Raw genomic sequence first — 19046 nt, 5'->3', positions numbered from 1 at the left:
TAAGGTTGACTGAAATGGTGTGACCTGGGGCACGGTAGCTGTTGACGACGAGGAAGATCACGATGATGTTCACAACGGTGACGGACCGCTACTCGCACGACGACATCGCCACCTACTACGCCACCGGTGTATGGCGTGCGGAAACCCTGTTCGACGTCCTGGAGGCGCAGGCCTCCCAGCAGCCCGACAAAGTGTTCGTCACGGACAACAGCGCGTCCCTGAGCTACCAGGAACTGCGGGACACCGGGTTACGCCTCGCGGCCAGCCTGCGGCGCCTCGGCGTCGGCAGGGGGGACCGCGTCAGCGTCCAGCTCCCCAACTGGACGGAATTCGTGCAGGTCGTGGTGGCGCTGTCACGGCTCGGCGCCATCGCGATACCGATCATGCCGATCTACCGGAACGAGGAGGTCGGCTACATCCTGCGCGACGGTGGCGTCCGGCTGGCCGTCACCAGCGAGAAGTTCCGCAACTTCGACTACCTCGACATGTACACCAAGCTCCAGGCCGACAGCCCGAGCCTGGAGAAGATCGTCGTGGTGCGGGGGAGCTCCTCCGACGAGCGCGACACGGTGATCCCCTTCGAGTCGCTGCTGGCGGCCACCGGCCCGGTGCCCACGGCCGAGGAACTCGGCGCGGGTGTCGGCGCCGACGACCCCTTCGTGATCGTCTACAGCTCGGGCACGACGTCCAACCCCAAGGGCTGCCTGCACACCTTCAACACCTTCGCTGGCGGTTCGCGGCTGCTCGGCAAGGGTCTCGGCTACCGCCAGTCCGACGTCCAGTTCGGCCCGTCGCCCATCACRCACACCACCGGGTTCATCACCAGCCTCCTCATACCGTTGATCCACGGAGCCGCCTCCCACCTGATGGACGTGTGGGAGCCCCGCGCGGGGCTGCAGCAGATCGGTAAGTTCCGCTGCACCGTCTCGGTGACCGCGACGACGTTCCTGCAGATGCTCATCGACGTCTACGRCCCCGACCAGCACGATTCCAGCAGTCTGCGGATCTGGGTCTCCGCGGGCGCGCCCATACCGGGCTCCTTCGTGGAACGGGCCCGTGACCTGCTGCCGAACTGCCAGATACTGAGCCTCTACGGCCGTACGGAGAACGCCGTGAGCACCATGTGCACGGTGGAGGACGACCCGACCCGTTCGATCACCTCCGACGGGTCGGCGCTRCCCGGCACCTCGATCAGGATCGTCGACGAGGCGGGCCACGAGGTGCCGCGTGGCCAGGAGGGCGACATCGCCTTCCGCGGGCCCAGCCACATGCTCGAGTACATCAACAACCCACCGGAGACCGCCGCCCTGTTCACCCCGGACGGCTACTCGCGCTCCGGCGACCTGGGGGTCATGGACGCCGACGGCTACGTCCGGGTGACCGGCCGGCTGAAGGACATCGTCATCCGCGGCGGCATGAACATCAGCGTCCGCCAGGTCGAGGACCTGCTCACCGCCCACCCGGCCATCGGCGATGTCGCGGTCGTCGGGATGCCGGACGAGCGGCTGGGGGAGCGGCTGTGCGGCTACCTCGTGCTCGCCGCGGGGCACGAGCCGCTGACGCTGGAGGACGTGCGGGCCTACCTGCTCGGCCGGGGGCTGGCCATCCAGAAGGTGCCCGAGCGCCTGGAGATCGTCTCGCGGCTGCCGATGACCGCGACGGGCAAGGTCCAGAAACACGTCCTGCGCGCCGACATCGCCGAGAAGCTCAGGGCCGAGAAGCTCGGGGCGTGAGCCGGGGCGTCTCCCGCGGATCCCGCTCAGCGCCGAGCGGAGCTCCGCGGGGGACGCCCCGACAGCGGCGTGGCGGCCACCGGCGGTGGCCGCCGGTGTGGGGAGTGGTGGGCCGGCGCGGGCCGCGGCGACCTCAGGACGAGGCGACGACGGCCTTCGCGCTGGCCCGTACCACCGTGTCGTCGCCCCGGCGCACCGACAGGGCGATCTCGGCGACCGACTCCGTGACCGGCGCGGCGGCCGAGGCGGGGCCCGGCCCGTCGACCGCGACGATTTCACCGGACAGGCGCAGTACGTCGCCGAGGAAAACCGGGGCGACGAAACGCACCTCGAATTCCCGCAGGTGCTCCACGCCCAGCCAGTCCGACAGCCAGCCGGCCAGCATCCCGGCCTGCAGCTGCCCCATCGAGATGACACCGGGAAAGCCGCTCGAGCGCACGAACTCGGGATCGTGGTGCAACGGGTTGAAATCGCCGCCCGCGCCGGCGAAACGCACGATGTCGGTCTGCGTGAGCGGCCCGATCTCCCGGGCCGGATGGGTGTCCCCGACCGCGGCCCGAATGGGTTGCCTGGCCCGAACAGGGTGACTCATGCGCTCTTTCCTCGCTCGATGAGCACATCCCGCTGCCGGACGACCGGTGCTCCCGTGGCGTCGACATACTCGGTTTCCAGTGTCACGACGCGCATGGAGCCGCCGCGTTTCCCGTCGCGGCGTTCGTCGCCGACGACGCGGCGCACGGCGCGCAGCGAGTCCCCGGCCCGCAGCGGGCGCAGGTACTGCCAGCGCACCGAGCCCACGACCACACGCTCGAGGGCCAGGCCGAGCCTGTCGACGAAGGCGCGCTGGTCACGCCAGTGCCCGACGACGACGACGTGGGTCGGGGTGGCCGGCAGATCGTCGAAACCCGCGGCGCGCGCGGCGTCCGCGTCCGTGTGCACGGGGTCCGTGGTGAACGTCGCCCGGGCGAACTCCCAGATCTTGCCGCGCTCGACGTCGAAGGCGATCTCGTCCACGACCGTGCCGATGAGTTTCCCGTCGCTCACCCGTTGTTCCTCGCCACCGTGAAAGCCGCCACCGCGCAAGTCCTCCCCGTGCCAGCGGCCGCTGTGCAAGTGGTCACCATGTAAGTAGCCACCGTGCATGTGGTCACCGTGCATGTGGTCACCGCGAAAACCCCTTTTCGGTCTGACCTATAGTACCATCGCATCAATCGCGGATGAGGGGTGCAAGTATGGATCTTGCGGACTCGCCAGGGGAACGACACTTCCGCGCCGAGGTCCGGGAATGGCTGGCGACGGCACTTCCGCGCCTTCCCTGGCCGGAGCCGGCCGATCTGGTCGAAAAGCTGCCGTTCTGGCGGCAGTGGCAACGTCTGTTGTTCGACGCCGGTTATGCCGGGCTGTCGTGGCCGAAGGAGTACGGCGGCGGTGGCGCCGACGCGAAAATACGCGCGGTCTTCGCCGAGGAGACCGACCGCGCCGGCGTCCCCGAACGGCTGAACATCATCGGTGAGGACCTCGCGGGTCCGACGATCATCGAGTTCGGCACGGACGAGCAGAAGGAGCGCTTCCTGCGGCCGATCCTCACCGGCGAGGAGATCTGGTGCCAGCTCTTCTCCGAGCCGGAGGCAGGCTCGGACCTGGCGTCGTTGCGGACCAGGGCGACCAGGGTCGACGGCGGCTGGCTGCTCCAGGGCCAGAAGATCTGGACCAGCCGGGCGCACCTCGCCGCCAACGGCATCCTGCTCGCGCGCACCGGCGGCGGGCCGCGCCACAAGGGGATCACCTACTTCCTGCTGCCGATGGACGCCGACGGCGTCACCATCCGTCCGCTCGCGCACATGCTGGGTGAGGCCGAGTTCAACGAGGTCTTCCTCGACGACRTCTTCGTCCCGGACGACAGGGTCGTCGGCGAGGTGGACGGCGGCTGGCGGGTCGCGATGGCCACGCTGTCCTACGAGCGGGTCGCCATCGCCACCGGCCGGGTGAACACCAAGCGCGCCGTCGACACCATCATCGCCGACATCAGCCGGCGCACCGGCGACGACGGGCGCCCGCTGGGGGAGGACCCGGCGATCCGCCAGAAGGTCGCCGACCTCTACGGGCGCGCCTTGATCCACTATCTCATCGGCCAGCGGGTGGTCACGCTCGCCGCCGCCGACGGCCCGCCCGGGCCGGTCACCTCGATCGGCAAGCTCTACTTCTGCCCGCTCGTCGAGGATCTGGCCGACTTCCGGCTCTCGCTGGAGCCGCTGGGCGGCCAGTTCTCCCCGGATGACAGGCAGTTGGACAGCACGCGCTGGCTCCGGCTGGCCTACCAGGCCCGCGGCACCGCGATCGCCGGCGGATCCACCTTCATCCAGCGCAACATCGTCGCTGAGCGTATCCTCGACATGCCCCGGAGCTGACCGTGACCGAGCATACTGGGACCGAGCACACCGGGACCGGGCACACCGGGACCGAACACGCCGGGGCCGGGTACACCTGGACCCCCACCTCGGAGTACATCGAGAACGCCAACGTCACCCGGCTGGCGCGGGCGCACGGCCTGTCATCGCTGGCCGAGCTGCGCGAGCGCTCGGTGCGCGACATCGGCTGGTACTGGGACGCCGTGGTCAAGGACCTGGGCCTGCCCTTCCGCACGCCGTACTCGCAGGTGGTCGACATCTCCGCGGGTATCGAGCATCCCGACTGGTTCGTGGGCGGCGAGCTCAACATCGTCGACGCCTGCCTGGGGCGCTGGGACGGTGACGCCTCGGTCGCGAACCGGCCGGCCGTCATCCACACGGCCGAGGACGGCACGACCACGACGGTGACCTACCGTGAGCTCACCCGGCAGGTGGAGCGGGTCAGCGCCGGCCTGCGCCGGCTCGGGATCGGCAGGGGCGACGCGGTCGCCCTGTTCCTGCCGATGATCCCCGAGGCCGTCGTCGCCTCCTACGCGGTCGCCCGCATCGGCGCGGTCCTGGTGCCGCTGTTCTCCGGGTTCRCACCCTCCGCCATCGCCTCCCGTATCCAGGACGCCGACGCCAGGGCGGTCGTCGTCGCCGACGGCACCATCCGGCGCCGCCGCGCGGTGGCCATGAAACCGCTGCTCGACGAGGCGTTGCGGTCCTGCCCGACGGTGGAGCACGTCGTCGTCGTCGGCAACCTCGACGACGCCCCGGAGACCTCCGCGACCAGGGATGTCCAGTGGAGCGACCTGCTCACCGGCCCGGATGACGCCGGCCCGGGTAACGCCGGCCCGGATGGCGCTGGCGAGGCCGAGGCGCTGCGTGCGACCGACACCCTGCTGCTGGCGTACACCTCCGGGACGACGGGCCGGCCCAAGGGCGCCGTCCACACTCACGCAGGCTTCCTGGTGAAGGTGGCCAGCGAGGTCGCCTACTCCTTCGACGTCGGCCCGGGAGGCGTGTTCTGCTGGGTGACGGACATGGGCTGGATCATGGGCCCATTGTCGATCTTCGGGACGCACGCCAACGGCGCGACGCTGCTGCTCTACGAGGGCTCGCCCGACGTGCCCGACACCAACCGCCTGTGGGACCTGGTGGACCGGCACCGCGTCACCATGCTCGGGGTCTCGCCGACGCTGATCCGCACGCTGCGCTCCAGCGAGAAGATCTCGCTGGACGACTTCGACCTGTCGTCGGTGCGCGTGCTCGGCTCGACGGGCGAGCCATGGGACCCCGACTCCTACGAATGGCTGGYCAGGGACGTCTTCGGAGGGCGGGTCCCGATCATCAATTTCTCGGGCGGCACCGAGGTCGGCGGATCCTTCCTCGCGCCGTACCCGGTCGAGCCCATCCGCAGCTGCTCGCTGGGCGGCCCGTCGCTGGGCATGGACGTCGACGTGGTGGACGACCGGGCACAGCCGGTGCGCGGTGAGGTCGGCGAGCTGGTGTGCCGTCAGCCCTGGCCGGCGATGACGCGCGGGGTGTGGCGGGACGAGGCCCGCTATCTTGAGGCGTACTGGTCGACCTTCCCCGGCCTGTGGCGCCACGGCGACTTCGCCCTGGTCGACAAGGACGGGCAGTGGTTCATCCTGGGCCGCTCCGATGACGTCATGAACGTGGCGGGCAAGCGCCTGGCACCGGCCGAGGTCGAATCTGTCATGATCACCCATCCGGCGGTGGCCGAGGCGGCGGCGGTCGGCGTCCCGGACCCGAAGAAGGGCGAGGCCGTCTGGGCGTTCTGGGTTCCCCGTCCGGACGCGACGGAGGACGTCTCGGCGCAGCTGCGGGAGATGGTCGCGGCCGAGCTCGGCAAGCCCTTCGCCCCGGGGCTGGTCCGGCGGGTGTCGCAACTGCCCAAGACGCGGTCGGCGAAGATACTGCGGCGCGCGGTGCGGGCGGYGGCCCTGGGCCGGGATCCCGGGGACCTCTCCGGCGCGGAGAACCCGGACGCGGTGGAGGAGATCCGCGCGGCGGTCGGGCTGGACGCCTGAGCCCGGTATGGACCGGCGTGTGACGACGGGGCCGTGGCAGGCTGACKAGAGCCTGTCACGCCCCGTTGTTGGGAACCGATATCTCGGTGCGTTCCTCGACCTCGAGGACCGCCTGGGCGTAGGAGTGGACGTGACGGTTCATCCGGCGTACCGCGGCCTCGGGGTCCCGCGCGCGAATGGCCCTGGTGATGGACACGTGCGCCTTCGCCGCCAGCCGTCGCACCTCGTCGTTGATGAACCGCTCGTTCTCGGTGGCCGTGTAGATCGCCCGCGACAGGGCGGTCATGAGGCCGATCAGCAACTCGTTGTGGCTGGCGGTGGCCACGCCCACGTGCCAGTCGACGTTGGCCTGCAGGAACGCCGCCAGCGTGCTGCCGGTGTCGGCGATGGCCTCGTTGGCGGCATCGAGCACCTTCAGGTCGTCCTCCGTGCGGTACCGGGCGGCGAGCTGGGCGCAGAACGGCTCGATGGCCTCGCGGGTCTCCAGCAGCGCGGCCAGYCGGATCTGCTGGCCTCTGATCACCAGGCTCACCGAGGTCTCGACCGCGTCCTTGCTCGGCCGCTGGACAAAGGCGCCACCGGCCCGACCGGCCTTGATCCGGACCAGGCCCTGAACCTCAAGGATGCGCAGGGCCTCCCGGACGGTTGAACGGCTCATCCGGGTCTGCGTGACCAGCTCACGCTCTGGTGGAAGCGGTGTGTCCTCGGTGAACTCGCCGGTGAGGATGCGCTCGCGAAGCTCGTTCGCCAGCACGTCCGATGYCTTGGGGACCTCCATGGGAGCGAGCCGGATCGCCGATCGATCCTTCTTCAACGCGTCGGCCATGTGATTCTCTCTATCGATGGTCTATTGGTCAGACCTAAGTTACCATCCGAACATCGTGCGCAGGGCAATCATGGACGAGCATGACAGGAGCGGGCATGCGGTGGGATCTGGCCGACGAGCAGGAGATGTTCCGGGACTCGTTGGGCGAGTGGCTGGACCGTTTTGCCCCCGCCGAGACCGTGCACAACTGGCTCGGCGCCGGTGACGCCGCCACCTTCGAGGGGCTGTTCGTCTCGGAGGGCTGGCTGGCCGTGGGGTTCGCGGAGGAGTACGGCGGCCAGGGCGGCGGCCTGTTGGAGCTCGCGCTCACGGCCGAGCGGCTGGGGCGTCACAGCGCCCCGTCCAGCGCGTGGACGGCGTCGGTGCTCGCCGTCGAGGCGTTGACCGGCCTGCCGGGGCGGGCCGCCGCGGTGCTCACCGACGGTAGCTTCGCGGCTCTCGCCGTGGACGCCGACAGGCCGCCGGACGAGCCCGGCCCGGTTGTCCAGGTGGAGGCCGACCGGGTCGGCCTGGACGGCCTGGACGGCCAGGAGATCGGAGTCCTGCGCGGCACCGTACGGTCGGTCCTCGGCGCGGACCGCGCCCGGTACCTGGTCGTTCCGGCGAGCACGGCCGCGGGGCGGGCGTTGTTCCTGGTCGACGTCGACACCGAGGGTGTGGGGATCAGAGCTCGCGAACTGCTGGACCGCAGCCGCTCGGTGGCGGATGTGGATCTCGCCGACGTTCCCGCCCGGCGGCTGGACGTCGACGCCGAGCGGGTGCTCGCCCAGGCCGCGCTGCGGGCGGCCGTTCTCGTCGCTGCCGACAGTCTCGGGGCCGCGGAGCGCATGCTGCGTCTCGCGGTGGAGTACAGCAAGCAGCGGCGGCAGTTCGGGGTCCCGATCGGCTCGTTCCAGGCGGTGAAGCACGCGGCTGCCTCCATCCTGGTCTCGGTCGAGGCAGCCCGGTCCATCGTCTACTTCGCCGCCGCGTCCGTGGACCAGGGGAACGAGGATGCGGCGCTGCACGCGGCGACCGCGAAGGCGCAGGTCACGGCCGCTGGTGAGCAGGCGGCCGACAGTGCGCTGACCATGCACGGCGCCATCGGCTACACCTGGGAGCACGAACTGCAGCTCGCCTACAAGCGGGCAAAGCTGAACAAACGGCTCTTCGGCGCGCCGGGCGTGTGGAACGAGCGGCTGGCCGCGGCACTGCCTCTGCTGCCCGTCAGCTGATACAGACTTTTTGGTCTGTCCTTTGATACGCTCCATCCAAAAGCTGTCGTGCCTGGCCGAACAGGAGACCTGCCGTGGACTTCGACCTGACAGAGGACCAGGCGACGATCCGCAAAGCTGTCGCCGAACTCGCGAGCAAGTTTGACGATCAGTACTGGTTAGAGAAGGACTCCGCACACGAGTTCCCGACCGAGTTCTACGACGCGTTCGCCAGGGGCGGCTGGTTGGGGATCACCACGCCCGAGGAGTACGGCGGTCACGGCTTCGGTATCACCGAGGCGTCGATCCTGCTCGAAGAGGTGTCGGCGTCCGGCGGCGGCATGAACGCCGCGAGCTCGATGCACCTGTCGATCTTCGGGATGCACCCGGTCATCGTCCACGGCTCGGAAGAGCTCAAGCAGCGCAACCTGCCCCGCATCGTCAACGGCGACCTGCACGTGTGCTTCGGGGTCACCGAGCCGGGCGCGGGGCTCGACACCACGCGCATCACCACGTTCGCCCGCCGGGACGGCGACCACTACGTGGTCAACGGGCGCAAGGTGTGGATCTCCAAGGCGCTGGAGTCCGAGAAGGTCCTCCTGCTCACCAGGACGACCAAGTACGAGGACGTGAAGAAGAAGACCGACGGCATGACCCTCTTCCTGACCAACCTCGACCGCAACGCGGTCGACATCCGGCCGATCAGGAAGATGGGGCGCAACGCGGTCAGCTCGAACGAGCTCTTCATCGACGACCTGCGCATTCCGGTGGAGGACCGGGTCGGCGAGGAGGGCGCGGGGTTCCGGTACCTGCTGGACGGGCTGAACCCGGAGCGGATGCTGATAGCCGCCGAGGCGCTCGGGCTGGGCCGCGCCGCGCTGCGGCAGGCCGTCCGCTACGGCAACGAGCGCGAGGTGTTCGGCCGTCCCATCGGCAAGAACCAGGGCCTGCAGTTCCCGCTGGCCGACTCGCTGGCCCAYCTCGACGCGGCCGAACTGGTGCTGCGCAAGGCGACCTGGCTCTACGACCAGGGCAAGCCCTGCGCCCGGGAGGCGAACACCGCCAAGTACCTGTGCGCCGACGCCGGTTTCCAGGCGGCCGACCGGGCGCTGCAGACGCACGGCGGAATGGGCTACTCCGAGGAGTACCCCGTCGCGCGCTACTTCCGGGAGGCGCGGCTGCTGCGGATCGCCCCGATCAGCCAGGAAATGGTCCTGAACTATCTCGGCCCACACGTTCTCGGTCTGCCCAGGAGCTACTGATGTTCGGTTTGCACGGCCGCTCGGCACTGGTGACGGGGGCGGGCAGCGGGATCGGGGCGGCGGTCGCGGAGGCGTTCGCGGCCGCGGGTGCCGCGGTCCTCGTCTCCGACATCGACGAACAGGCGGCGAAGTCGGTGGCGGAACGGATCCGCGCCACCGGGGGTACGACGGACTCCTTCGCCCTCGACGTCCGCGACGGCACGGCCGCCGCCGAGGCCGCCCGGCGCGCGGCGGCGCTCGCCGACGGCACCCTGCACATCCTGGTCAACAACGCCGGCGCGATCGCACCGGCGATGTTCCCCGACCTCACCCAGGAGGCGTTCCGCCGGATCATCGACATCCACCTGGTCGGCAGCTTCGTGTGCAGCCAGGCCGCCCTGCCGTACCTGCCCGAGGACGGCAGCGGGCGCATCATCAACGTGACCTCGGCCGCGGGGCTGCAGGGCACGATCGGGCAGGCCAACTACGGGGCGGCGAAGGCCGGCATCATCGGCCTGACGAAGTCGCTGGCCAAGGAACTCGCGCGGCGCAACGTCACGGTCAACGCGCTGGCCCCGCTGGCGGCCACACCCATGACGCAGAACATCCGCAGCAACGAGAAGCTGGCGCAGAAGACGCTGGCGAGAATCCCGCTCGGCCGCTGGGCGCAGCCGGCGGAGATCGCCGGCTGTTTCGTGTTCTTCGCCTCCGACGCGGCCGCGTACATCACGGGCCAGGTGCTGCCCGTCGACGGTGGAACGGTGATGTGATGACCAGGGCGACCACGAGCCCCTTCCTGCGCACCGGCCGCGAGGTGCTGATAGCGGAGGCCGTCCGCACACCCATCGGCAGGTCGCACCCGGAGCGGGGCTGGTACCGCGACACCCACCCCAACGCGATTCTCGCCGCCTGTTACACCGAGCTGATCGCCCGCGGCGGTATCGCTCCCGACGTGGTCGAGGACCTCGTCATCGGCTGTACGGCGCCCTTCGGCGAGCAGTCGCGCAACATCGGGCGCAACGCCTGGCTGCAGGCCGGCTACCCGCCCGAGGTACCCGCCGTCACCCTCGACCGGCGCTGCGGGTCGGCGCAGACCGCGCTCGCCATGGCGGCCGCGCTGATCGGCTCCGGCACGCACGACGTGGTCATCGCCGGCGGCGTCGAGCACATGGGGCACGTCCCCATCAACTCGCCGGGCAAGATCTCCGAGCTGTACGGCGACCCGTGGCCGCGGGAGCTGCGCGACCGGTACTCCTTCGTCCACCAGGGCGAGAGCGCCGAGCTGATCGCGGACCGCTGGCAGATCAGCCGCACGGAGATGGACGAGTTCGCGGTGCGCTCGCACCAGCTGGCCGTCGCGGCGGTCGACGAGGGCCGCTTCGCCGCCGAGATGGTGCCCCTGGAACTGGCGGGGGAGACCCGTAGCAGCGACCAGAGCATCCGGCCGGGCACCAACCTGGAGACGCTGGCCGGCCTGAAGCCCTCCTTCCGCCCGGAGGACGGGCGCATCACGGCCGGCAGCTCGTCACCGATCTCCGACGGCGCCGCCGCCGTGCTGCTCGCCTCCCGCCCGGCCGCGCAGCGCTACGGCCTGAAGGTCCGGGCCCGCGTCCTCGACCAGACCACGGTCGGGGTCGACCCGATCATCATGTTGACCGGCCCCATCCCCGCGACGCGCAAGCTGCTCGAGCGCAACGGGCTCACGATCGACGACATCGACCTGATCGAGATCAACGAGGCGTTCAGCTCCGTGGTACTCGCCTGGGAACGCGAGCTCAAGCCCGACATGGACCGGGTCAACGTCAACGGCGGGGCCATCGCGCTCGGGCATCCCGTCGGCGCCACCGGCTCGCGCCTGACTGCCACGATCCTCGCCGAGATGCAACGGCGCGACGCCGAGCTCGGCCTGATCACGATGTGCTGCGGCGGCGGGCTCGGCACCGCCACTCTGGTGCAGCGGCTCGACGGATGATCGATCTCACGAGGTACCTGGCGCCGGGTGCCGGTGTCTGGTGGGGCCAGGCGAGCGCGGAACCGCAGCCGCTGGTGCACGCGCTGCTCGACCAGATCGACCGGCTCGGCCCGCGGCGCGCCTTCTGCGGGCTGAGCTGGGACAAGCGGCTCACCCGGGAGCTGCCCGAGACGCTTCGTCTGGTCTCCTACGGCGGCCTGGGCGAGTTACGGGTGCTCAGCCGCGCCGGGCGCCTCGACGTGCTGCCGTGCCACTACTCCGCGCTGCCGCGGATGTTCGCCGAGGGGCATCTGCCCCGTGACGTCGGCTTCGTCCAGGTCTCGCCGCCGGACGCCGACGGCACCTGCTCGCTCGGTGTCGGCGTGGACTACGCCGCCGACGCCGTGCGGCACACCCCCGTGCTGATCGCCGAGATCAACCAGCGGATGCCGGCGACCGTCGGCACGCCACGGATCCCGCTGAGCCGGTTCGCGGCCGTGGTGGAGACCGACCGCCCGCTGCGGCAGGCACCCGAACGTCCGCCGGACAGCACGGACCAGGCCATCGCGCGCAACGTTGCGCAGCTCGTCGAGGACGGGAACACCCTCCAGATGGGTGTCGGTCCGCTTCCATCCGCGGTCCTCGACTGTCTCGTCGGCCACCGGGATCTCGGCTTCCACTCCGGGATGATCTCCGATGGCATCCTGCGCCTGGTCGACAAGGGCGTGCTGACCGGGGCACGCAAGGAGATCGACCGGGGCGTCATCGTCACCGGCGCGGCGCTCGGCAGCACCGAACTGTACGAACGGCTGGTCGAGCTGCCGGTCGAGTTCCGCCCCGCCAGCTACACGCACGCCCCGGCGACACTGTCCCACCTGCGTTCGCTGGTGTCGATCAACTCGGCCATCGAGGTCGACCTGACCGGGCAGGTCGGAGCCGAGGTACGGCGCGGCGTCCTGATCGGGGCGGTCGGCGGCCAGGTCGACTTCTCGCGGGCGGCGGCACTGACCGGGACCCGTTCCATCATCGCGCTGCGCGCGCGTTCCGGGGCTCAGTCCACGATCAGGCCGGCTCTCGAGGCAGGCGTGGTGACGACGTCCCGGTCGGACGTGGACGTGGTCGTGACGGAGTACGGCGCCGCACACCTGCGTGGCTGTGACCTTGTGGAACGTGCCCGGCGCCTGATCGCCATCGCCGCGCCGGAGCATCAGGAAGCCCTCGAGCGGGCTACCTCGGACAGATCCTGAGCAGCCCGGTCAGGCCCGCGGCGGAACAGATCCACGGAGAACGGAGAGGAGCCCRAACAATGAGCACGCACCGCCCCGACCGTGTGCACATCCGGGAGGTCGGCCCACGGGACGGTTTCCAGAACGAGCCGGAACGCATCGCCACCGACAACAAGGTCCGGCTCATCAACGCCCTGGGCCGAGCCGGTTTCAAACGAATCGAGGTGGCCAGCTTCGTCCGCCCGGACGTGATCCCACAGCTTGCCGACGGCGTGCAGGTACTTGAGCGCATCGACGTGCCCGACGACGTGTCGCTCATGGTCCTCGTCCCGAACAGCAAGGGGCTKGACAACGCGCTGAAGGTGCGCCACCTCTTCCACGAGGTCGCGGTCTTCGTGTCCGCGTCGGAGACGCACAACAAGAAGAACGTCAACCGCACCGTCGACGAGACGATGGCCGACAACGACGTCATGGTCGGCCGGATCCGGGCGGAGGGGCTGCGCTGCGCCGCCGTCATCGCGACGTCCTTCGGCTGCCCGTACGAGGGCAGGATCGAGCTGAAGCGGGTGCTGGACATCGCGGAGCGGTTCGCCGAGGCGGGGGCGACCGAGGTCGGCTTCGGTGACACCACCGGGATGGCCAACCCCGCGTACGCCGGCGAGTTCTTCACCGCGGCGCTCGAACGGCTGCCCGGCGTCGAGGTCACCGCCCACTTCCACAACACGCGAGGGCAGGGGCTGGCCAACGCGTTCGCCGCGCTGGAAGCCGGCTGCTCCAGCTTCGAGTCGAGCTTCGGTGAGCTCGGTGGCTGCCCCGTCCCGGCCGGGTCGACCGGCAACATCGCCACCGAGGACCTGGTGAGCATGTTCCACGAGATGGGCGTGGCCACCGGCCTGTCGCTGCCCGCGATCATCGAGGCGGCCCGCGAGGCGCAGTCGGTGCTCGGCCGCACCCTCACCAGCCACTCGCTCATTGCCGGGCCGGTCAACTGGCCGTCCAGCGCCGCCTGACGGCTTTTCCGCCGGCACGGTTTTCCCGGCGGCACGGCTTTTCCACCGACACGACGAACACACGACACGACGAGCACAGCGGAGACAAACATGAGCAATCGGGTCGCCTTCGTCACCGGCGGCGCGCAGGGCATCGGCGAGGGCATCTCGCGGACGCTCGGGGCCAGGGGTTTCCAGGTCGCCGTCGCCGACCTCAACTTCGAGGCGGCGACGGCCACCGCCGCGGCCGTCAACGCTGCCGGCGGCAAGGCCATCGCCGTCCACGTGGACGTGACGGACACCGCCTCCGTCCAGGCCGGGGTGAAGGCGGTGACCGGCGAGCTCGGCCCGGTCGAGATCGCCGTGAACAACGCCGGCTGGGACGACTTCCTCAAGTTCGTCGACACCACCGAGGAGTTCTGGGACCGCATCCTGGAAATCAACTTCAAGGGGGCGCTGCGGGTCACCAAGACCGTGGTACCCGGCATGCTGGAGCGGGGCTGGGGGCGCATCATCAACATCGGCTCCGACGCGGGCCGGGTCGGCTCCTCGCTCGAGGCGGTGTACTCCGGCGCCAAGGGCGGCATCATCGCCTTCACCAAGACGCTCGCCCGCGAGGTGGCCACCAGGGGGGTCACCGCGAACACCGTCTGCCCCGGCCCCACCGACACGCCCGCCCTGCGCAAGTTCGCCGACAACGCCGGCCAGGACGCCGAGAAGGTCATCGCCGGAATGACGCGGTCGGTGCCCCTGCGCCGCCTGGCGCAGCCGAGCGACGTGGCAGCGGCCGTCGCGTTCTTCGCCTCCGACGACAGCGGCTACATCACCGGTCAGACGCTGTCGGTCAGCGGCGGGCTCACGATGGCCTGACCGGCCCGCCGGCCCGGCCGAAGACGTTCCACCCGGAAAGATATCCACACAGGATGGCAGGCGGCGGCCGGCACCCGTTTCACGGGTCGTGTCCGTGGCCACCGCGGATCCACGAGCTGTTGATGAGGATGGCACAATGCCCGACCCTGGTAGGCCCGACGCTGGTAGGCCCGACGCTGGTAGGCCCGACGTTGGTAACACGGCCGTCAGATGGGATCGCGTGGCGGACGGCGTTCTGCGTGTGACGCTGGAGCGGCCGCCCGCGAACGCGCTCGGCAAACCCATTATCGAAGGGCTGGCCGCCGCGCTGGACGAGCTGGACGCGGCGGGCAACGTCATAACCGTCGTCACGTCCGCCATTCCGGGTTTCTTCGCCGCCGGCGCGGATATCAAGCACATGTCCGGGGTGGACGCCGAGTCCTTCCTGGCCTATGGCAACGAGCTGCGTGGCGTGCTCGACCGACTTGCCGCGCCGAACCGCGTCACGATCGCGGCCATTGACGGGCTGGCCCTTGGCGGTGGGCTTGAGCTCGCGATGGCGTGCACGCTGCGGATTGCCGGGGCCGGGGCGCGCCTCGGTCTGCCCGAGGCCAGGCTCGGCCTGATCCCCGGCGCGGGCGGCACCCAGCGGCTGCCTCGGCTCGTCGGCCGTGGCCGGGCCCTCGACATCATGCTGACGGCCAGGCAGGTGCCCGCGCCGGAAGCCCACGCGATCGGCCTCGTCGACCGGCTCGTCGCGGACGGGCAGGCCGAGCAGGAGGCGCTCAAACTCGCTGCCGAACTGCGCCGACTGTCACAGCCCGCCCTGCACGCCGTGGTCCGGACGGTCGACGCCGCGTTCGACCTGCCGCTGCCGGCGGGCTTCGCCTACGAAGTCGCCCAGGAACAGGAGCTGTTCGAGTCGGGCGAAGCAAAAGAGGGGCTGGCGGCGTTCCTGGAGAAGCGTCCGCCGAAATTCGTCTGACARCCGGCCCGGTCGACCGGTCAGCCCGCCGTCGGGGTGGGCCGGTATCCGTAACGGCAGTGGATTTGCTCCTCGGATTCTGACGGGATTTTTTCCATGGCAGTGAATCGTTATACGTTGACCGACGAACAGCGATCAGAGCTGATTATGCTGGTTCGCGGTTCGGTCGAGGAACGGGCGGTTGCCGACCGGGCGCGGATGGTTCTGTGGTGGGACGAAGGTATGTCGGCCCGCGCGATAGCCGCTCTGCTGCATGTGTCGCCACCCACCGTGTACCTGTGGCCGGCCCGTTTCGCCAGGCTCGGGATCGAGGGACTTTACGACGCGCCGCGGCCCGCGCCGCCGCCTGTTCATGACGGGCGGGTGCGTGCGAGGATTCTCGCGCTGACCCGGCAGTCACCTCCCGCGGAGACCGGGCTGCGGCGCTGGTCGAGCCGTGCGATGGCGCGGTATCTGCAGCGCTCCGAGGGAGTCGCGGTGTCACACACCTTCATCGCCGACCTCTGGCGGGAGAACAATCTTCAGCCGTATCGGACGGGAACCTTCAGGCTGCCGGCCGGCCCGGGCCCGCGGGCGCCGGACAGCGCCGCTGCCGACCGGTTCCAGCGTTTACCGCGTGGCGAGATGCACACGAACAGTTGAGGGGAAGAACTGTGGGGAGCCTCGAGGAGACGGCGTTCGAGACCATCCGGATCGAACGTCCCACGGACGGCATCGTCGTCGCCACACTGAACCGTCCGGAGCGGCTGAACGCGATGACGGTGCGCATGTTCGAGGAACTCGAGGACCTGGCCCTGGCGGTGGACAGCGACCTCGACGCGCGCGTCCTGATCATCACGGGCGCGGGGGACCGGGCCTTCTGCGCCGGCTACGACCTCGACGACGCCGAGGAGCTGTCGAGCCTGTCGCCCATGGGCATGCTCGTACGCCAGGAGCGTGCCGCCCGGGCGCTGGCGACGGTCCGCTCGATCCGGATCCCGGTGATCGCGGCGATCAACGGCACCGCCGCGGGCGGCGGGATGTCACTCGTGCTCGTCGCCGACATCCGGCTGGCCACGCCGTCGGCCAAGTTCAACGCCGCCTTCGTGCGCATCGGCCTGTCCGCCGGGGACATGGGCTCCTCCTGGCTGCTGCCGCGCATCGTCGGCCCCGGACGCAGCGCCGACATCGCCTTTACCGCGCGTTTCGTCGGAGCGGAGGAGGCCGAGGAGATCGGTCTCGTCAACAGGATCGTCCCGGCGGACAGCCTGCTGGCCGAGGCCATCGCCATGGCCGAGCTCATCCGCGCCAACCCGGCCGGCGGCATACAGCTGTCCAAACGGTCGCTGCAGGCCAACATGGAGGTGTCCTCGTACCCGGCCGCCCTGGAGCTGGAGAACCGCGGCCAGGTGGTGCTCACCAGGGACGAGGAGATCGATATCCCGGCGGCCCTCGAGGCTCTCAGGCAGGAGTACGCCGACGCGCTGGGGCACACCGGCGCTCCTGTTCCCGGGCCARCCGCTGCCGGGCCAGCTGTTGCCGGGCCGGCCGTTTCCAGGCCGGTGACGACGGATCGGACCAACAGTGGGGAAGGCGGTTTCATGCTCCAGTTCGAGCCACCGAAGTTGGAGACGCTGACACTCGAGCCCCTTGAGGGCGGCAGCGTGTTGTTGACGGTCAACCGTCCCACCCGGATGAACTCGCTGACGGTCAAGATGTTCGAGGAGTTCAACACCGTCGCCTACGCGCTGCGGGACACCGACGCCAGGGCGCTGATCCTCACCGGGTCGGGCGACCGCGCGTTCTGCGCGGGTTTCGACCTGGACGAGATCGGCGTCATCGCCACCATGGGCGTGCGTGAGTTCCTGCGTTTCCAGGAGGTGGCCGCCGGAGGTTTCGCGGCGATCCGCGGCCTTCCCTTCCCCGTGATCGCGGCCATCCACGGGGCGGCCTCGGGAGGCGGGCTGGCCCTCGCGCTCGCCGCGGACATCCGCCTGGTCGCGCCGACCGCCAAGTTCAACGCCCCGTTCGTCCGGCTCGGGCTGTCCATCGGGGACCTGGGCACCTCGTGGCAGCTGACGCGGCTGGTCGGGCCCGGCCGGGCGGCTGAGATCGCCTACACCGTGCGTACCGTCGAGGCCGAGGAGGCGGTCCGCATCGGGCTGGCGAACCGGCTCGTGCCGTCGGAGACGCTGTTGGAGGAGGCGTTCACGGTGGCGAGGCAGATCGCCAGCAACTCGCCCGCCGGTATTCGCATGTCCAAGCGCGCGCTGCAGCACAACCTGGAGAACGCCTCCTTCGCGGCGGCACTTGAGCTGGAGAACCGCGGCCAGGCGCTGCTGACGCGCGGCGAGGACATGACCGAGGCCCTGACGGCGTTCAGGACACGCCGGCCGCCACGGTTCACCGGCCGGTAGGGGACAGCCGAGGGAGACGGTCGGAAGGACACGCCGTCGGACGCCTGGCCGGCAGGCGGACCGGCGGCGCGAAAAACGGGGAGGTTTCAGCGGGAAAGCGAGTTCGAGAAGCCGAGAAAACGAAAGAACGCCCCCGGAAAATCGCCGTCCGGGGGCATTCTTTCAGGTTCGAGGAGGGACAGGAGGGGAGGCACCCGTCAGACGTTGCGCTGGGCCTTGCTCTGCGCGCTCGCCAGCTGGCTGCGCTCGCGAATGTCCGCCCAGTCCTGGTCGCTCAGGGTGGTCAGGCCCGCGAACGTGCCCGGGCCGGCCAGCTTCTGCCCCCCGTCCATCGCGATCGTCTCGCCGGTGAGGTAGTCGCAGGCGTCCGACAGGAGGAAGATCACGAGGTTTGCCAGTTCCTCGACGGTGCCCACGCGGCGCATCGGGATCTGGTCGGCCTGGGTCGCCCCGACCGAGCTCCTGTCCGTGGGGTTGAGCATCTCCCAGGCGTAGTCCGTCGGGATGGGCCMGGGCGCGAGGGCGTTGACGCGGATGCCGTAGCGGGCCCACTCGACCGCCAGCGACATGGTCATGGCGTGCACGGCGGCCTTGCCCATCGCGGAGGGGACCACGAACGCGGAGCCGGTCCAGATCCAGGTGGTGAGCATGGACAGCACCGCTCCTGGCAGCCCCTCGGCGATCCACCGGCGGCCGGCGGCGTGGGTGGTGTTGAAGGAGCCGTTCATCACGGTCGAGCTGACAGCCTCGAAGGCGCGCGCRCTCAGGCTGGCGGTCGGCGCGATGAAGTTCGCCGCGGCATTGTTGACGACGCTGGTCAACGGCCCGTACCGGGCCCAGATCTCGGCGATGGCCACGTCGACGAGATCTGCCCTGCGCACGTCGACCGTCTGCACCTGGACGCTGCCCGGCCGGGAGGCCGACGCCTGCGCGGCGGCATCCTCCAGGACGGCCTGCCTGCGTCCCCACAGGTGGACCTCGGCGCCGTGCTGCACCAGGTGAGCCGCCACTCCCCGGCCGAGGCCGGTCCCACCGCCGGTGATGAGAATCCGCTTTCCCTGCAGCACGTCGGGTGAGTAGATGGACTTCGAGCTGTCAGCCATGGGTGTCCCTTGTCGGCTCTGCCGACTCTGTTGGCCCTCTAGTGGGGTCCTGTCGGCCCTGGTGGAGCCCCCTGGGGCTTTTTCTGGTTGCTTCGGGGGCTTCTGGTGGC

At 70.0% G+C, this 19046-nt stretch carries 17 protein-coding genes and 1 pseudogene; 14 read left to right on the top strand and 4 right to left on the bottom strand.

Features of this window, described 5'->3' with window-relative positions:
- Positions 1-62: 62 nt before the first annotated feature.
- Complete coding sequence (locus BL254_RS10030) at positions 63-1733, top strand: AMP-binding protein (RefSeq protein ID WP_076843143.1); 1671 nt, start codon at positions 63-65, stop codon at positions 1731-1733.
- A 133-nt stretch (positions 1734-1866) separates the two neighbouring features.
- On the opposite strand, the gene BL254_RS10025 is transcribed toward BL254_RS10030, so the two are convergent.
- Both BL254_RS10025 and BL254_RS10020 read right to left on the bottom strand, forming a co-directional pair.
- Positions 1867-2325, bottom strand: a complete 459-nt coding sequence (locus tag BL254_RS10025) for a MaoC/PaaZ C-terminal domain-containing protein (RefSeq protein WP_047223275.1) — start codon at positions 2323-2325, stop codon at positions 1867-1869.
- Entirely contained in the window at positions 2322-2777 is a 456-nt protein-coding gene (locus BL254_RS10020; protein WP_047223318.1) for a MaoC family dehydratase N-terminal domain-containing protein, read from the bottom strand. The genes BL254_RS10025 and BL254_RS10020 overlap by 4 nt, the downstream gene beginning before the upstream one ends.
- A gap of 188 nt (positions 2778-2965) precedes the next feature.
- Between BL254_RS10020 and BL254_RS10015 the strand changes: the two genes are divergently transcribed.
- A complete protein-coding gene (locus BL254_RS10015) occupies positions 2966-4141 on the top strand; it encodes an acyl-CoA dehydrogenase family protein (protein ID WP_076843142.1) in 1176 nt (391 codons plus the stop codon).
- Between the two features lie 98 nt (positions 4142-4239).
- Positions 4240-6177 carry an AMP-binding protein gene (locus BL254_RS10010; RefSeq protein ID WP_076843162.1) on the top strand — a complete coding sequence of 646 codons (1938 nt, stop codon included), beginning with the start codon at positions 4240-4242 and terminating at the stop codon, positions 6175-6177.
- Positions 6178-6232: 55 nt separating this feature from the next.
- Here BL254_RS10010 and BL254_RS10005 read toward each other — a convergent pair whose 3' ends face one another.
- Positions 6233-7003, bottom strand: a complete 771-nt coding sequence (locus tag BL254_RS10005) for a FadR/GntR family transcriptional regulator (protein ID WP_076843141.1) — start codon at positions 7001-7003, stop codon at positions 6233-6235.
- Positions 7004-7098: 95 nt separating this feature from the next.
- Here BL254_RS10005 and BL254_RS10000 point away from each other — a divergent pair, with 95 nt between their 5' ends.
- The 11 genes and pseudogenes from BL254_RS10000 (at position 7099) to BL254_RS29350 (ending at position 17833) form a co-directional block, all read left to right on the top strand.
- Entirely contained in the window at positions 7099-8217 is a 1119-nt protein-coding gene (locus tag BL254_RS10000; RefSeq protein WP_047223272.1) for an acyl-CoA dehydrogenase family protein, read from the top strand.
- Positions 8218-8291: 74 nt separating this feature from the next.
- On the top strand, positions 8292-9458 hold the full coding sequence (locus BL254_RS09995; protein WP_047223271.1) for an acyl-CoA dehydrogenase family protein: 1167 nt from the start codon (positions 8292-8294) through the stop codon (positions 9456-9458).
- Positions 9458-10207 (top strand): SDR family NAD(P)-dependent oxidoreductase, encoded by a 750-nt coding sequence (locus tag BL254_RS09990; protein WP_047223270.1) that lies wholly within the window; start codon positions 9458-9460, stop codon positions 10205-10207. The genes BL254_RS09995 and BL254_RS09990 overlap by 1 nt, the downstream gene beginning before the upstream one ends.
- The gene (locus BL254_RS09985; RefSeq protein ID WP_047223269.1) at positions 10207-11409 is read left to right on the top strand and encodes a thiolase family protein; all 1203 of its coding nucleotides are present in this window, start codon (positions 10207-10209) and stop codon (positions 11407-11409) included. Before BL254_RS09990 ends, BL254_RS09985 begins: the two co-directional genes overlap by 1 nt.
- Positions 11406-12635, top strand: coding sequence for an acetyl-CoA hydrolase/transferase family protein (locus BL254_RS09980; RefSeq protein WP_047223268.1), 1230 nt, complete (start codon positions 11406-11408; stop codon positions 12633-12635). The genes BL254_RS09985 and BL254_RS09980 overlap by 4 nt, the downstream gene beginning before the upstream one ends.
- A gap of 59 nt (positions 12636-12694) precedes the next feature.
- A complete protein-coding gene (locus BL254_RS09975) occupies positions 12695-13624 on the top strand; it encodes a hydroxymethylglutaryl-CoA lyase (RefSeq protein ID WP_047223267.1) in 930 nt (309 codons plus the stop codon).
- 90 nt (positions 13625-13714) lie between these two features.
- On the top strand, positions 13715-14473 hold the full coding sequence (locus BL254_RS09970; RefSeq protein ID WP_013873381.1) for an SDR family NAD(P)-dependent oxidoreductase: 759 nt from the start codon (positions 13715-13717) through the stop codon (positions 14471-14473).
- Between the two features lie 136 nt (positions 14474-14609).
- Positions 14610-15437 carry an enoyl-CoA hydratase/isomerase family protein gene (locus BL254_RS09965; RefSeq protein ID WP_076843140.1) on the top strand — a complete coding sequence of 276 codons (828 nt, stop codon included), beginning with the start codon at positions 14610-14612 and terminating at the stop codon, positions 15435-15437.
- A gap of 147 nt (positions 15438-15584) precedes the next feature.
- Positions 15585-16079: a helix-turn-helix domain-containing protein gene (locus BL254_RS09960; RefSeq protein WP_052914628.1), complete on the top strand. Its 495-nt coding sequence runs from the start codon at positions 15585-15587 to the stop codon at positions 16077-16079.
- Positions 16080-16090: 11 nt separating this feature from the next.
- Positions 16091-16888, top strand: a pseudogene (locus BL254_RS29355) (enoyl-CoA hydratase/isomerase family protein); the annotation flags it as partial.
- A gap of 129 nt (positions 16889-17017) precedes the next feature.
- Positions 17018-17833, top strand: a complete 816-nt coding sequence (locus BL254_RS29350; protein WP_047223314.1) for an enoyl-CoA hydratase/isomerase family protein — start codon at positions 17018-17020, stop codon at positions 17831-17833.
- Between the two features lie 197 nt (positions 17834-18030).
- Here BL254_RS29350 and BL254_RS09945 read toward each other — a convergent pair whose 3' ends face one another.
- Positions 18031-18936 carry an SDR family oxidoreductase gene (locus BL254_RS09945; RefSeq protein WP_076843139.1) on the bottom strand — a complete coding sequence of 302 codons (906 nt, stop codon included), beginning with the start codon at positions 18934-18936 and terminating at the stop codon, positions 18031-18033.
- Positions 18937-19046 lie beyond the last annotated feature (110 nt).

It is taken from the genome of Protofrankia sp. BMG5.30, from assembly GCF_001983005.1.
GTDB lineage: Bacteria > Actinomycetota > Actinomycetes > Frankiales > Frankiaceae > Protofrankia > Protofrankia coriariae.
This window is presented reverse-complemented; position numbering and strand designations above follow the sequence as displayed.

Coding starts and splice junctions, on each gene's coding strand:
- BL254_RS10025 (WP_047223275.1), bottom strand. CDS start 2,325: ATGAGTCACCCTGTTCGGGCCAGGCAACCCATTCGGGCCGCGGTCGGG.
- BL254_RS10000 (WP_047223272.1), top strand. CDS start 7,099: ATGCGGTGGGATCTGGCCGACGAGCAGGAGATGTTCCGGGACTCGTTG.
- BL254_RS09990 (WP_047223270.1), top strand. CDS start 9,458: ATGTTCGGTTTGCACGGCCGCTCGGCACTGGTGACGGGGGCGGGCAGC.
- BL254_RS09985 (WP_047223269.1), top strand. CDS start 10,207: ATGACCAGGGCGACCACGAGCCCCTTCCTGCGCACCGGCCGCGAGGTG.
- BL254_RS09980 (WP_047223268.1), top strand. CDS start 11,406: ATGATCGATCTCACGAGGTACCTGGCGCCGGGTGCCGGTGTCTGGTGG.
- BL254_RS09970 (WP_013873381.1), top strand. CDS start 13,715: ATGAGCAATCGGGTCGCCTTCGTCACCGGCGGCGCGCAGGGCATCGGC.
- BL254_RS09965 (WP_076843140.1), top strand. CDS start 14,610: ATGCCCGACCCTGGTAGGCCCGACGCTGGTAGGCCCGACGCTGGTAGG.
- BL254_RS09960 (WP_052914628.1), top strand. CDS start 15,585: ATGCTGGTTCGCGGTTCGGTCGAGGAACGGGCGGTTGCCGACCGGGCG.
- BL254_RS29350 (WP_047223314.1), top strand. CDS start 17,018: ATGCTCCAGTTCGAGCCACCGAAGTTGGAGACGCTGACACTCGAGCCC.